This window comes from Amycolatopsis thailandensis (assembly GCF_042723255.1).
Taxonomy (GTDB): Bacteria; Actinomycetota; Actinomycetes; order Mycobacteriales; family Pseudonocardiaceae; genus Amycolatopsis; species Amycolatopsis thailandensis.
This window is the reverse complement of record NZ_JBHXJK010000008.1, coordinates 74,679-88,606: the sequence shown is the minus strand read 5'-3', so window position 1 is coordinate 88,606 and position 13,928 is coordinate 74,679. Positions and strand designations below refer to the sequence as shown.

The following is a 13,928-nucleotide window of genomic DNA, read 5'->3' as shown; positions in this document are numbered from 1 at the left end:
GCATCCAGAGGACGAAATGCGGGGTAGCGCGTCACTTGAGCAGGCGCGACATCCGCCGGTCGGCCAGGGGCTTCCCGCCGGTCTGGCAGGTCGGGCAGTACTGGAAGGACTTGTCCGCGAAGGAGATCTCGCGGATCGTGTCACCGCAGACCGGGCACGGCAGCCCCGTGCGCGCGTGCACCCTCAGCCCGGACCGCTTCTCCCCCTTCAGCCGGGCCGCGGACTGGCCGACGGAGCGCGTCACGGCACTGGTCAGCACCTCGCGGATCGCTTCCGAAAGCCCGTCGAGAGCTCCCTCGGACAGCTTTCCGGTCGTGGCGTAAGGAGAAAGCTTCGCCATGTGCATGATCTCGTCGGAGTAGGCGTTGCCGATCCCGGCGATCAGCGACTGATCGGTCAGCGCCGTCTTCAACCGTTCGGTGCGGCCGGTGAACAGCTTTTCGAGCCCCGTGCGATCCAGCGAAAGCGCGTCCGGCCCGAGCCGCGCGATACTGGCGACCTCTTTCTCCGGGTCACGCACGATCCAGACCGCCAGGCCCTTCTTCGTGCCCGCCTCGGTGAGATCGAAGCCAGGCCCGGCGGCCGCGTCGAGGTGGACGCGGAGCGAGATCGGCCCCTTGCCGGGCTTGAGCGGCGTCGGCGACAACGCGTCGGACCAGCGCAGCCAGCCCGCCCTCGCCAGGTGGACGACCAGATGGAGATCCCCGGCGACGAGGTCCAGGTGCTTGCCGAACCGGCCGGCACCGGTGACCTCGCGACCGTGGAGCTCGGTCCACGGCGGTGTCGCCGTCTTCAGCACACTCAGGGACGACACGTCGACACGGAAGACCGTCTTGCCCACCGCGTGTTCACGCAGGTGGTGAGCGAGCGCTTCGACCTCGGGTAACTCGGGCATGGCCCCAGTCTCGCGCGTTCAGGCCGCCGCGACTACTCCACCGGATGCAACGGGCCGTCGAAATCCGGCAGCGAGTGCTTCTGGATGGTCTTGGTGATCTTCGAGACCTCGCCGCGCACGGTGAACATGCCGCGGATGCTGCCCACCCAGCGTTCGGACGGCCTGTCGCCCGCCAGATCGCCCTCGGTCTCGGCGACCACGGTCCACGGGCGGCGCAGAATCCACCGCAACGGGAAGAACAGCGCGATCAGCAGCAACGCCAGAGGAACCCAGGACGGGATTCTCACGTCGGCGGGGGTCCACATGATGAGCACGATCGCGAGCAGCGAAGTCACGGCGATCATCGCGATACCCGGGCCATAGCTGCCCGCCACGTCGTGCTCGAAATCGTCCGCTGTCGCGGGAGCACGCCATTCCATCTGGGCTCGGACCACCCAGTCACGGCCGTCCTCGCCGTGCACCAGCCGGTTCATTCAGTCGCCTCCCGCGCGGCCGCTCGCTCGTCGTGAGCGAGCTCCACCGTACCGTGATGGCGGCCGGATTCGCGAGAGTTCGAAGGGGGAATGCCCGCTCGGGCGTTATGGGCACGTCGGGTAGTCGACACCCGGTTCCGGATAGTGGGAAGTCGGCTTCACCGGGCTCGGCTCGTCTTCCGACGGCTCGCCGGACGGCGTCTCGGCAGAGCTTTCGGGAGTGCCCGTCACCGGCGAAGAAGACTCTTCCGGGTCAGTCGTCGACTCCGGCTTGCCGGACTCCGAAGGCTCCGTCCCGTCCCGCGGCGTCGTCGTCGCGGTCGGGCTCAGCGACTCCTCGGTGGGACTGAGCGACTCACCCGGCGGGATGTCGTCCCGTTTCGAGGTGGTCTGGTTCGAGCCGGTGTCCGGCACCTCGTTCCGCGGCGAAGTCACCTCGTGCAGCGGCTTGCCCTCGGACTCGGCTGGAGGCTGGACGGCGTCACCGCCGCCCTGCTCGCTCCTCGCGGTGCCCGCACCCGGCAGGCTCGGCATGTCGGACGCGCCGAGTTCGGCACTCGGCCCCCGCCCGGTCTCGGACGGCTGCGACCCCTTGCCGTGCAGCTGGTCCTCGGCGATCCGCTGCGGCGGGATCTCCACCGGCTGATCACCGACGGGCGGAGCGACCTGCGCCGGCAGCAACGCCAGCTCCGGCAGCCCGCCCCCGGAGAGGCCGACGGTGTGCGAGACGTCGGTACCGAACACGGCCGGACCGGCGACGATCCCGACCGCGCCCGCGGCCGCCGTCGACGCCACCGCCAACCCGACCTTCACCTTCGACCCGAGCAGAAGCCCCTTGACCGACGCGGCGAGGCCGGACAGCGCCCCGCTCGCGTGGGCACCGGCGGCCGCCGGCACCAGCAGCGCCACCACACCGGCGTGCGCCCGCAGCGAAGAACAGACGTCACGCAGCTCGTCGTGCGTCGCCCGGCAGGACTGGCACCCGATCAGGTGACTCTTGATCCGGCGGGCCTCGGCCCCGGTGACGCTGCCCGCGGTGAACCCGCCCAGCTTCTCCACCACCGCGCGGCACGAATCCGGCCCGCGGTTCACCGACAGATGCGCCTGGAGATACGCCGCCCGCAGCCCCTGCCGCGCCCGCCGGGCCAACGCCGCCGTCGCGTTCGCGCTCAACCCGAAATGCGGCGCGACCATCGACGGCTGCTCGCCCTCGACCTCGGTCTGCCACAACACCGAACGCCAGCGCTCCGGCAGACTCGTGAACGCGGTCGTGATCAGCGAATGCTCGGCCGTCCGGGCATGCGTGTCCGCGCCCGCCCCGGCCCGGAAGGTCAGCTCGTCGTCGCTCACCGGCACGTCACGGCGCGCGCCGTGCCACTCCCACGAGACCCGGCGAGCCACCGTCAGCAGATACGCCCGCACGTAGTCCCGCGGCCCGGCACCCCGGCGCAACGCCTGGAGCACCCGGAAGAAGGTCTCGGCCGTGATGTCCTCGGCCTCCGACCGATCGGAGGCCAGACTGCGCGCCAACCGCCGCACCGCCGCGGCGTGAAGTTCGAAAAGCTCCCCGAAGGCGGCGTCCTCCCCATCACGGAGCCGCTGGAGCAATGCCTGCTCGTCGGATTCCGAGGCCGCCTGAAGCGGCACCGTGCCCTGCTCGGTCATCCGGCCAGGCACCTCCTCCCCGAAGGACTCACCATTCGGTCGAATGGGGACACCATACGGAGGTATGCAGCCGTCGTCACCCCTTGTACGCCAGGTGTGACACCAGAGCACCTGTAGGGGTGGGTCAAAACCGCTACAGACGGTCGGTGTATGGTTTGTCCACTGCTTCAAACGAGTGCCGGAGCAGAGCAAGACATGCGGATGTAGCGCAGCTGGTAGCGCATCACCTTGCCAAGGTGAGGGTCGCGGGTTCGAATCCCGTCATCCGCTCGCATGCGGGCACACTGTGCCCAGGGAAGGCCTGGACCATGGCCTGCTCACCATAATTCCCGGGTGCCGAGCCCCCGGACCCCCACGGTGCCTGCACCTCACCTTCGCGGGTGGGGTGCTTTTTTGTGGGGTTTTTTGGGTTTTGTTTCCTTTGGTCTCTGATCTTGATGGTTACTACGTGCTACATGATCGGTGAGCGGGGTCACACGACCGTAGTAATTCGAATTTGTGCATATGTGGGGTGGGCGCACCGGCGTGGACCGGTGCGCCCTTCCCGCTCAGGAGGGCACGCAGGTGGGCTGCGGCCGGTGCCACAAGGTCACCAGCCGACCGTTCGGTAAGGGATGCGTCGCGATCGGCGTGAACCCCGCGGCCTCCGCCGCCGAAGCCATCGCCGGCGGATCCACCTTCGGCTCGAACTCGTTGACCGTCCCGGTCGCGGTGAACAGCAGGCACGTCTTGCTCGCGTCACCGTTGTTGCTGTTGCGGTAGACGGTCAGCCAGCTGAGGTAGTCCGGCCCGGTGTTCCCGTCGTCGGTAGGGCTGATCTGCGGCAGGGCCACGCCGTAGCCGAACTTGCGCAGCATCTCCAACTGCACGGTGTTGGTGTTGAACAGCCTGTCCCGGAAACCGAACGCCGTCGACCCGCCGACGGCGTGGTTGACCACCACCTGGTCGGCGGCCCACAGGGACACGGCACGCCAGTCCAGCACGGTCTCGAGACTGAGCGGCTCGGTGGCGCGCGAACCGACTTCACCGTAGATCTGCGGCACCCCGCGGCCGTCACTGATCTTGGTCACGCCGAGCAGGGGCAGCTCCGCGTCCCAGAGCCGGGCGGTCGGCAGCCGCAGATCCACCATCGGCACCACGACGACCAGGGCGAGCACCGCCATCGCGTAGGGCAAGGCCCTCCGCAGCGCGGGGTGCACGCGGTACAACCCCCACATCGCCAGGATCGCCATCGACGGGATCAGCGGGAGGAAGAACGCGGTTCCCGTGTTCTTCGACGAAAGGACGGCCAACGCGCCGACTCCGACGAGCAACGCGAGCGGGAACAACGGCGACGCCACCATCGCCCGGAGACTCTCCTTCGCCGGGGCGGACCGGAAGCTCCGGATCGCGACGAAGATCGCGACGGCGAGCCCCGCGCACAACAGGAGGGCGTACGGGAGGCCGTGGTCGGAAATCAGGAGCTTGAACCGCTCGTACCAGGCAGCGGGGTTGAACACCCCCGCCTTCGAACCGAACTCGACGGACTGCTTGCCGTAGCCGAAGCCGGTGAGGTACTTGAAGACACCGACGCCGTTGGGCACCAGCCAGATCGCCGCCACACCGATCGCCACACCCGCCGCGACGGCGAACCACTTCAGCCCCCTTCGCCGGTCCTCCGCGCACACGGCCTGGATCAGCGCGGCCAGCACCAGCCCGGGAACGAACGCGATGGCCATCGTCCTCGACAACGGCATCAGCCCGACGAAAAGCGCGAAGAGCACGACGAACTTCGGCTTCGACAGCCCTTCGGAACGGATGAGGCAGTAGATCGCCGCCATCGTCATGACCGCCGCGGGCAGTGCGAAGTGGTAGGCGCGGGTCTCGTAGAGCACGCCGGGGGCGGTGGCGACCAGCACCGTGGCGATCCAGGCGAACGGACGGCCCGCGACCCTGTTGGCCACGGCGTGCGTGAGCAGGATCAACGCCACCCCGGCCAGCAGCGGGACGACGAACGCGGCGACCGTGCCCGTCCCGGTCGCGAAGAAGTGGAGCGACGTCAACGCGGGCAGCAGCGGCGCCTGGATCCCCGGCGCCTCGACGGCTTCGAACCAGCCGAGGGCGCCGTCACGGAGCGCGGCGCCGTGATTGTTCAAGGCCATGCCGAAGTAGCCGGCCTCGTCGATGTCGAAGACCTGGCCGTCGCGGTAAAGGACGATCCACCGGAGGTTGACGACGAGCCACGCGATCGCCACGCCGAGCAGTACCCATGTGTTCACCTGAACGCGGCGAATCCCCCTGGTCAAGACCATGGTCGAGAATGTAGCCGCCGCCCTTGGGCCCGCCGGAGCGCGGGCGCCTCAGCCAGGAGAGAGTCTCCGGATCACGGGGTTCTCCGCCAGCTCGGGAAGGAGCTCGATCAGGCGGAAGTGCGCCTCTCGCACGAATTCGACGAACGCGCTCACGAGCTCCTCGCGATCGACGGAAACTTGCCATTCGTGCTGCGAAGAGGTGATCAGGACACGGTTCACGTCGTGCCGAAGCTGGATGACTTCAGCGCTTTCCGTGAAGTCGATCGCCGCATCCTCTCCCGAAGAAAAGCGATCCAAGGCGTGACGAAGAGACGAGGCCAGATCCACGAGGGTCACGTGGCCCCGCCCGGAGATCACCTCGACCCCGTCGACCACGAACTCCGCGCGTACCCCGAAGTACTTGTAATAGAGGTCCATCTCGCTGATGGTCGCCGGGCTGACCCTGTGTGCCTTGTCCCAGGTACGGCGCCAAGGCGACCCGGGAGCTGGAAGCTCGAACGAGAAGTGGATCAACGCAGGTCACCGATCGAGGCATCGAGAAGGGGTGGCGATGTCAGTCGCCCGACAAAGGACCATGGTCGAGAAGTTAGCCGCACGCTTGGGCAGGCTAGAGCGCGGGCGCTTTGTACGGGTCGTGCTCGGCGAGGAGCTTGTCGACCCGGGCCTGGTCGACTCTGCTGACGACGGAGTTCTCGTCCTGCCGGTCGCGGATGCACTTGGCGAGCGTGAACGCCGACGTCGTCAGGAAGAGCATGCCGAGGGCGAGGAAGCCGCGGACCCAGCCATCGACGGGCAGGTACCAGATGCCGACGACGACCGCGACCAGCGCCAGGCCGAACGAGAGGGCGGCCTGGACGAAGAACGCGACGGTGGTGGGAGGCGCTGCGGAGGTTTTCGTCATGTGTACCAAGGTCGCGCGAGACGGTCCCGGTGTCTTGAGTACTGCTACTCAAGGCAGGTTGCGATTCAGAGCTCGTGGCCGCCCGGCACGAACGCCGAAATGTCGTCGAAAGCATCTTCGACTTGCCCGCCAAGAACGGGGTCTTCCAACAATTCACGCAGCTTTGCGACCAGTTCGTCCGAAACTTCTCCGTGCAGGCGTGCGACATGTCCGACACAGGTGACCGCGAGGGCGCGGATCTGAATATCGAGGCTTGAGTTCAAGCATTCCAGCAGGAAGGTTTGCAACCAGGCCACATCCGGTTCGTTGAAAGTCAGGGCCAACAGGGCATTGGTACCTTCGGCAACCCTCCCTGCCCGAACATTCGCAACAGCCGACTCTCGCCATTCAGACATATGAAGCCACCAATCGCTCGATCAAATCGCGATATCGAATCCCAGCGCGCTCGAATACCGGCTCGCCCAACCCTTGGCTGACGCCAGCACGTCCATCGATCTTCCGTTTGAAAGTCGAATCGGCCCTTGTTCCAACCGCCCCTGAATCCGGGACTCCAGGTCAGCGGAACCAAGGTCACGCGCCAGCACCAGAGCCTGCACCAGGCGTGCGGGGTAGTTGGCCACGGGAAGCCAGACAGAGAGTTCACCCCGCCACACATCTCCGGGAGAAGAAAGCAGCACGCACAAGTCGGTGCGATCAGCCACGAACCGAGTCGATCCCCCCAGCCCCTCCAGGAGATATTTCTCCAGCGAGGTGTCCACCGCCCGCGGCCATGGCATCTCGCTACCGGAGCCGCGAATCGGGACCGACATACGCCCGTACTTCTCGAGGGCGGGGCCGAACTTGGCGTCGCCGACATTCATGTTCCAGGTCAGCGACCCCGCGACGTCTTCGGAGATCCACGCGAGGTACGCCAGCCCTTGAGACTCCCAGCGCGCCACACCTCTTCGCGACACATCAGCCTCAGGAGGGACAGCACCCAATTCCGTGGCCGCGCGCAACACGGCTGACGCTGTCAACGGCTTCGTCGATATCACCACTTCGTCCGTCTGCGAGGCTCGTCCGAGTCGGGCACCACGGCGCACCGATCACCCATCGCGCTGTCCGCCAGCATGAGTGAGAAACCCGCGCCCGTGACCTCGGAGAGCGTGTCGGCGCCACCGGGGTAGGCCCGGTGGACCAGCTCGCCGGGCAGCAGCGGGGCCTTGAAAGCGGTGAAGTCGTCCTCCAAGAGCTCAGAACCGGCTCGCAAGTCCGGATCGCCGACCACGTGGACCAGGGAGCGTGGCCGCATGAGCCGGGCCAGGTCAGCCACGTTTTCCCGGGTCACGTGGAACCAACGGCACCCGTGAGCGCCGTGCGCCCAGCGCTCGCACAACAAGGTGAAGCGCTCGGAGAGCTGTGCCACCGTCACCCAAAAACCCTCGTCCGCCACCGCACCGACGGGCTCCGAAACCGCCATGGGCTCGGGATTCGCGTCGTGCCACCGAAGAAGCACACTCTCGCCATGGGCCCGCATCAGATCGGCGGCCGCGGATCGCGTCGTGTAGACGTGGATGGCGCCGTCCCAGCCAGGCTCGACCTGAAGCCGCCCCGGGACCGAGAGCCGGCAATACGGCCCGTTCCCGGCTGCCATTCCCTCGACAAGGTCGATCGCCTGCGGGAACTCGACCTTCGAACCGTTGCGGAGGCCGATGTGCCTGTCTGGAAGGGTTTCGTACACCGATAACTCGCCGACCTCCAGGAAGTCGGCGCCACTCTTCTTGATCACCACTCCGAGCAGCCGGCGCAGTTCAGCCGCATACGAACCCCAGGCGTCCGCGTCCGCCAGCTCCTCTCGCACACGCTCACCGCGAGGGCTGATGATCACTTCTTTGCTCATCTCGCCGGCCATTCGTGCCCCATGCCCCTCCGAGTCCGACCGATGCTCAGTCGCTCCATCCCTGAGTGTTCGACATCGACTCAAAGGAAAGAAAACGCTGATAATTCAGCTGCTCACCGGTCTTTCGCTCATACATTCCCGATGCGAGATAGAGTAAACTTTCGGCCCCCTGCGCATCCGGGGCGACGAATAGCTCGAATCCGGCTCCGGACTCGAGAACCTCGCCGTAAACCTTCTCGCCCGCCAGTACGCAAGCACAGCGGGCGTACAGAAAATGATCGCTTGTCTGCTCGAATTCCGCACCGAAAGCATAGACCGGAATCTCCATGAGCTCTCGTCGGTCGATCCGAAACAGAGCTTCGTGCAAGGACTCGGCGAATCGCTCCAGAGCGTCGGGCGCCAGCACATCGAGCCGCAGGGAGATTCGCTCCAAAGCGGAATCGACCTCACCGGCGTCGCGGACCGAATTCGTTCCGATGACGCTCCAGAAATCAGCCACGGGCAGCCGTCATCAGAACTCGTAGCCGTCCAGCACGGTCGGCGCGACCGGCGACAGGTGCTCGTCGGCGCGTTCGGTGACCAGGCCGCGGGCCATCCGGTACACCTTGAACTCGTTGTCGTGCTCGGGGTCCTGGTCGTCCCAAACGTGCAGGAGGCCGTAGGAGCCGGGCGCGAGATCGCCGACGCGGGTGAACAGGTCCACCAGCTCGGGCGCGATCGCCGTGCCGTGCTTGTCCATGCCGCCCAGGTGCAGCATCGGCACTCCGGCGGCCCAGCGCAGGTCCACCAGGTCGCCGTCGTCGAAATCGCGGACGGCACGGTGCACCCGCTCGACGATGCGCTCGAGAAGCGCCGCGTCGTCGTCGCCGGAAGGGCTCGCTTGGATGGTCACCCACCCGTGGTATTCGAACACCAGCCTCAGTTTAGGCAGGTCCGCCAGCCGGACGGCGGTCAGCCCGCCATCGCGGCCGGCGTCCCGTCGCGGCGCAAGGCGTTCTTGAAGACCCGCTCACCGTGCTTCTCGAAGGCGGGCACGAGCTTCTCGCCGTAGACGCACAAGGTCCGCTCCCAGGGGTGCCCGAGCGTGCCGAAGCGGAAGTCGTTCGCCAGGAACATGTGATAGTCCGTGCGCGGGAACACCGGCACCGGCCACGGGTCGAGCGCGGCGTGCCGATGCGGGTAGAAGCGGTACGACTGGTGCTGCCAGTGCAGGACCCAGACCCACTCGTCCTCGGCGACGCAGTCCTTCAGCGCCGAGAGCGCGACACGGGCGACGTCGTTCTGCTCGACGGCGTACGGGCCGAGCCGGAACTCGGCGGACGCGCGGTCGAGCCCGCCGGGCGCGAGATCCCAGGCGACGGACGGGGCCGGTTCACGGAAACCGGGCCACGCGTGCGCGTAGGTACTCGGCCAGAACGCGAGCTTGTCGTAGACCCAGTACCAAGCGGGCTCATCTGCGACCCTGGAGATGGCTTCCCAAGCGTTGTTCACGAGCGACCCTCGGTGGTTCGGCCGATTAAGACTGGGAAAGCTTCGTGTTCGGGACCCGAGTTGTCCAGCTCGTGGGCGCACTCCGTGAAACTGTCACCTGATCAGGTGTCTTGCGCCGTCGCCGGAACCGTGAGAATGACGGTGCGTGAACGGCGAGCCCACGGAACGCGGGCTCGCCGTCGTTCGATCATGCGGCCGCCTCCCAAAGGCTCATGAAGGCCGACGCCTCACTCCGCACCCACGGCTTCACCTTGTCGCGGTCTCGCGGCGACAACGCGAACTCCTTCGAGCGCCGGACGTCGATCACCAGCGGGCGCCCGCCCGGCCGCAGGTCGTCCATGGTCTGTTCGAGCAGCCACAGCACCATCTGCGCCGCGTCCCGGCTCAGCGGCTCCTCCTTGAAGTAGAGCCAGGTCACGTAGACGGGGCCGTCGCCCTTGCGCAGGCCGAGGTGCGGATTGATGCCCACTTCGAGCGTGCCGAGCCGCCATCGCGACCGGCCGACCTCGGCGAGCCGCAGGTCACGCCGCCCCACGTAGCGCAGCCAGCCGTCGGCGATCTCGGTGTAGTGCGGCCGCGTGCGCTCGTCCGCGTTCTCGACCAGCGCCCGCAGCACTTCGCGATCCCGCCCGGAGATCCGCCCGGCACGGATCGCGTTCGCGGCGCGGAGGTAGAAGTTGAACCCGCCACGGTTCGGGTCCTCGTACTGGCGTCGCCAACGCCGGACGAACGAGGAACGCGAGGGACCCGAGCTCGTGCTGTACCCCACGAACGTGGGCAGGGTGATGTAGGCCATCCGTGTCTGCCTTTCGCCGCTGTTCCTGCTGTACAACGATCATTTTAGAACACATGTACGACAGAAAACGGGGCTTTACGGGTGACGTCGGGAAGGAGGCCAAGGTCCTTCGAGCAGCACTACCGACTCTTCGAGGATCGGCACTTCGCAGACGTCCCTCGGGGTGAGGTCGGTGGGGATCCAGCTGTCGAGCATCGCCGACCAGCGTGTGATCCCGCGCAACGCCTGCGGCGACCCCAGCAGCTCGCCGACCTCGCTGACCAGCGCGCCACCGGCCGCGGGCGAGAGGCGGCCTTCGACCATCGCGGTGAGCCAGCCGTGGATCAGCAGCCAGCGGGCGGCCGTCGGATCGGCGGGCAGCTCGAGCCCGAGTTCGTCGACGACCTGGTCGAAGGCCTTTTCGACGGCGTCTTCCGCGGCGGACTCGAGCCCGGCGAGCAGGGCGAGGGAAGGGACGTCGAGCCCGGCGACGATCGCGTCCAGCCCGGCCTCGACCAGATGGGAGGCGCGGACGTCACGTCCGGCGAGCCTGCCGATGGCCAGCTCGCGCAGCGCGCCGCGACACGCGTCGATTTCCGTCACCCGGCACTTCCCACGCCCGCCACCGTACCGGCGGAACCGGTCTGCCGCGCCTGACCAGCCGAAAGAGGGCCGAAGGGGACCTTGCCCTCATCTCACGCGGCGAAGGGCGCTTTCGCCCCATGACATGCGGGGAAAGTTCCTTCACCCCGGCGCAAGATCAGTGCTGGACCAGGTCGTGAGTGGACGCAAGAATGTGGAAAGACCACATCAACCACCCATAAGGGTGCATGCAACACTGGCTGCCCACACCCGGCGGCAGGGGGCTGAATGAGCTGGCAAGACGAGCTTCGAGCGCTGGACGTCGAGCTGGCCGCGGGTCGCATCGGGCACGCCGAACACCGCCGGAAGCGCGACGAGCTCCTGGCGGAGGCCTCCGGCGGGACGATGCCGTCGCCGGTCCCCTCACCGCTGCGGCGCCCGGGCGGGGAGTGGCACAGCGCCAATCCCGCCGCGCGGCCGGTCGAGCAGCCGACCGTCACGGTCCAGCAGCCCCAGCCGTTCCCACCGGCGCAGCCGTTCCAGCAAACGCAGCCGTATCACCAGCAGACCCAGCCGGTGTACCCGCCGCCGGTGACCGTCGAGCAGCCCAAACCGCGCGAAGAGAAGAAGAGCGCGATCCCGCGGATCGAGGACCACAAGACCACCGCACCCTCGCCCGCCGACATCAATCCGACGGTCTACCTGCGCGCTGAGCCGCCGCCGGTCAAGGACAGGCCGTCGGCCCGGCAGCCGAACCGTCCGCTCCCGCCGCTGGCCCCGGAACCCGGCCCGCGCCACAACGCGCCCACCGACGATCACGCTGATTACGCCGTCGTCGGCAATCGCAAGCCGACCTGGCTGTTCGTCGCCGCCGGCGTGCTGGTCGTGCTGGCGCTGATCATCGGCGGAACGCTGTGGCTGGGCTCGTCGCCGTCTTCGAACGTCGCCGACCAGCCTCCGGTGCCGAGTGTGGCCCAGCCGCCGGACGGTCTCACGCCGTCGGGCCGGCCCGACAGTGCCCAGACGCCGTTGGAAGACCGGTTGCCCGCGTTGCCGGGGACGCCGTCGAAGGACAACTCGACGATGTCGGTCGCGAAGGGTGTCGAGCTCAACCTCTACTCGAAGGCCGCGGGCGATTACCTCGCGTCGAAGAACATCGCGTCCGTCACCTACAAGGGTTCGAACGAAGGTACGAACAGTTACCTCGTCCTGGTGATCCCGGCCAACGATCCGAAGGACGCGGCCGCGATCGTCAAGTACTTCCGGGAGAACTCGGTCAACGCCGGACTGCGCGAGCAGCGCGTCGGCGATCGGCTCGCCCTCGTCGGCGCGAACAAGAACGGCCAGCTCAGCGGCATCGGTTACGTCTCGGGGACGATGGCCGTCAGCGCTTGGGTCTCCCAGCCGCTCGGCGGCGACCCGCAGGCGCTCGACACCCGTCTGGCGCGGACGCTGACCTCGTTGGACACCGTTCTCCCGGCGGGCTGAGAAGCGCAGGTCGCGGGGAGATCACGATTCGACCCGCGAGGGCGCGGCGAGTCCGGGCAGTGCAGAATGTGCGAGGTCACCGCAGTGGTGGTATCGCGACGGCCGGGAGCGTTCTCCCGCCGGAAATCGGATAAGGGGGCCGGTGGTGTCCTGGCAGGAAGAGCTGCGCAATCTGGACGAAGAGCTCGCATCTGGACGGCTCTCCGCGGACGATTACCGGCTTCGCCGTGACCAGGTCCTGTCATCGGCGGTCGCGTACGGCGACCCCTCCCAGCAGCAGGTCCAGCAGCCCGGCCAGCAGCCGCAGCAGCCCTTCCAGCAGCAACCCTTCCAGCAGCAGCCGCCGCCGCCCGCTCAGCAGCAACAGCCGCAGCAGACCGGCCAGCCCAACAGCGCCGACTCGACCCAGATCATCGCGCCGGTGAACCAGCCCCCGCAGAACGGCGAGGCCGAGCGCACCCAGGTCGTCCCGAACTGGCAGCAACAGCAGGCCGACCCGAACCGCACCCAGGTCGTGCCGCCGGTGGCGTCGCCGCCGGGCGGGTTCCCGCAGCAGGGCCAGGCGTCCCCGGCGGGTGGCTTCCCGCAGCAGGGTCAGGCCTCGCCCGCGGGCGGCTTCCCGCAGCAACAGCAGCAGGGCTACCAGCAGCAACAGCCGCAGCAGCAGGGCTGGACCGACACCGACGCCAGCCCGCCGTGGGGTGGTTCGGACTTCCCCCCGATCTCGCCGGTCGGCAGCACGGAGTGGGTCAAGCAGGGCCCCGAGCTGTTCGAAGACAAGCCCAAGGGCAAGGGCGGCAAGATCGCCATCATCGCGATCGTGGCCGTCCTGGTGCTCGCCGGTCTGGGCGTCGGCGGCTACTTCGCCTTCTCCGGCGGCGGTGACACCCCGCCGGACCCGACCGCCGCGCCGCAGCCCTCGCAGTCGCAGGCTCCCCCGACCTCCTCGGCCAAGCCGAAGACGCCCGAAGAGCTGCTGTTCGAGAAGATCCCGGAGCAGTCCGGTGAAGAGGACTCGAAGAGCGGCGCGATCCCGGCCGCCCAGCTCGCCGAGATCGCGGGCCTGGAGAAGGGCGAGGCCGACCTGGTCATCGCCGCCGGCGTGAAGCAGGTCGCGTACCGCGGCTCGCAGAAGCAGCCGGACGAGACCGGGCCGCAGCCGGCGAAGATCTCGATCACGGTCATCCCGCTGACCAGTCCCGGTGCCGCCGGCGACCTGGTCAAGCAGCTGCGCCAGTACCAGACGAGCAACGGTTTCGTGCAGATCACCGAGCCGCTGCCGGGTATGCCGCCGAAGCTGAACTTCCAGAAGAAGATCGACGGCGACAAGGGCAACTACCGCGGCACCTGGATCAGCGGCAACAACATCGTCCGGGTCGACATCCTGCAGAACCCGCTCGGCGGGGAAGAGGGCGAGAAGGCGTTGAGCGGCACGTACCAGCGTGCGGTGAAGAAGACGCTCGAAAACTACGCCGTCACCGGCTAGTC

16 protein-coding genes and 1 tRNA gene are annotated in these 13,928 nt (G+C 67.7%); 3 read left to right on the top strand and 14 right to left on the bottom strand.

The features are described from left to right. Window positions 1–31 precede the first annotated feature (31 nt). From ACFWMR_RS05370 to ACFWMR_RS05360, 3 genes are all read right to left on the bottom strand, one after another. Window positions 32–895 (bottom strand): Fpg/Nei family DNA glycosylase, encoded by an 864-nt coding sequence (locus ACFWMR_RS05370; RefSeq protein WP_378274223.1) that lies wholly within the window; start codon window positions 893–895, stop codon window positions 32–34. A gap of 32 nt (window positions 896–927) precedes the next feature. Then, the gene (locus ACFWMR_RS05365; RefSeq protein ID WP_093931957.1) at window positions 928–1,368 is read right to left on the bottom strand and encodes a DUF983 domain-containing protein; all 441 of its coding nucleotides are present in this window, start codon (window positions 1,366–1,368) and stop codon (window positions 928–930) included. Window positions 1,369–1,473: 105 nt separating this feature from the next. Continuing rightward, window positions 1,474–3,033 carry a sigma-70 family RNA polymerase sigma factor gene (locus ACFWMR_RS05360; protein WP_378377214.1) on the bottom strand — a complete coding sequence of 520 codons (1,560 nt, stop codon included), beginning with the start codon at window positions 3,031–3,033 and terminating at the stop codon, window positions 1,474–1,476. A 197-nt stretch (window positions 3,034–3,230) separates the two neighbouring features. Here ACFWMR_RS05360 and ACFWMR_RS05355 point away from each other — a divergent pair. Continuing rightward, window positions 3,231–3,303 (top strand) — tRNA-Gly (locus tag ACFWMR_RS05355). Between the two features lie 278 nt (window positions 3,304–3,581). On the opposite strand, the gene ACFWMR_RS05350 is transcribed toward ACFWMR_RS05355, so the two are convergent. The 11 genes from ACFWMR_RS05350 to ACFWMR_RS05300 form a co-directional block, all read right to left on the bottom strand. After that, window positions 3,582–5,291: an ArnT family glycosyltransferase gene (locus ACFWMR_RS05350; protein WP_378377212.1), complete on the bottom strand. Its 1,710-nt coding sequence runs from the start codon at window positions 5,289–5,291 to the stop codon at window positions 3,582–3,584. An 81-nt stretch (window positions 5,292–5,372) separates the two neighbouring features. Beyond that, window positions 5,373–5,837 (bottom strand): hypothetical protein, encoded by a 465-nt coding sequence (locus ACFWMR_RS05345; protein ID WP_378377210.1) that lies wholly within the window; start codon window positions 5,835–5,837, stop codon window positions 5,373–5,375. Between the two features lie 94 nt (window positions 5,838–5,931). Further along, window positions 5,932–6,225, bottom strand: coding sequence for a YiaA/YiaB family inner membrane protein (locus ACFWMR_RS05340; RefSeq protein WP_378377208.1), 294 nt, complete (start codon window positions 6,223–6,225; stop codon window positions 5,932–5,934). A 65-nt stretch (window positions 6,226–6,290) separates the two neighbouring features. Beyond that, entirely contained in the window at window positions 6,291–6,620 is a 330-nt protein-coding gene (locus ACFWMR_RS05335; RefSeq protein ID WP_378377206.1) for a hypothetical protein, read from the bottom strand. A gap of 21 nt (window positions 6,621–6,641) precedes the next feature. Further along, window positions 6,642–7,163, bottom strand: coding sequence for a hypothetical protein (locus ACFWMR_RS05330; protein WP_378377204.1), 522 nt, complete (start codon window positions 7,161–7,163; stop codon window positions 6,642–6,644). A 92-nt stretch (window positions 7,164–7,255) separates the two neighbouring features. Beyond that, window positions 7,256–8,104: a hypothetical protein gene (locus ACFWMR_RS05325; RefSeq protein ID WP_378377202.1), complete on the bottom strand. Its 849-nt coding sequence runs from the start codon at window positions 8,102–8,104 to the stop codon at window positions 7,256–7,258. 46 nt (window positions 8,105–8,150) lie between these two features. Continuing rightward, window positions 8,151–8,603, bottom strand: coding sequence for a DUF4240 domain-containing protein (locus tag ACFWMR_RS05320; protein ID WP_378377200.1), 453 nt, complete (start codon window positions 8,601–8,603; stop codon window positions 8,151–8,153). Window positions 8,604–8,615: 12 nt separating this feature from the next. Then, complete coding sequence (locus ACFWMR_RS05315) at window positions 8,616–9,017, bottom strand: immunity 7 family protein (RefSeq protein WP_093931962.1); 402 nt, start codon at window positions 9,015–9,017, stop codon at window positions 8,616–8,618. A 38-nt stretch (window positions 9,018–9,055) separates the two neighbouring features. Then, on the bottom strand, window positions 9,056–9,595 hold the full coding sequence (locus tag ACFWMR_RS05310; RefSeq protein ID WP_093931963.1) for a DUF2716 domain-containing protein: 540 nt from the start codon (window positions 9,593–9,595) through the stop codon (window positions 9,056–9,058). 187 nt (window positions 9,596–9,782) lie between these two features. After that, window positions 9,783–10,391 (bottom strand): hypothetical protein, encoded by a 609-nt coding sequence (locus ACFWMR_RS05305; RefSeq protein WP_093931964.1) that lies wholly within the window; start codon window positions 10,389–10,391, stop codon window positions 9,783–9,785. A gap of 75 nt (window positions 10,392–10,466) precedes the next feature. Then, on the bottom strand, window positions 10,467–10,973 hold the full coding sequence (locus ACFWMR_RS05300; protein ID WP_378377198.1) for a hypothetical protein: 507 nt from the start codon (window positions 10,971–10,973) through the stop codon (window positions 10,467–10,469). Window positions 10,974–11,240: 267 nt separating this feature from the next. Between ACFWMR_RS05300 and ACFWMR_RS05295 the strand changes: the two genes are divergently transcribed. Together ACFWMR_RS05295 and ACFWMR_RS05290 are read left to right on the top strand one after the other, a co-directional pair. Further along, on the top strand, window positions 11,241–12,440 hold the full coding sequence (locus tag ACFWMR_RS05295; RefSeq protein WP_378377196.1) for a hypothetical protein: 1,200 nt from the start codon (window positions 11,241–11,243) through the stop codon (window positions 12,438–12,440). A 142-nt stretch (window positions 12,441–12,582) separates the two neighbouring features. Beyond that, window positions 12,583–13,926 carry a flagellar basal body-associated FliL family protein gene (locus tag ACFWMR_RS05290; RefSeq protein WP_378377195.1) on the top strand — a complete coding sequence of 448 codons (1,344 nt, stop codon included), beginning with the start codon at window positions 12,583–12,585 and terminating at the stop codon, window positions 13,924–13,926. Window positions 13,927–13,928: the final 2 nt, after the last annotated feature.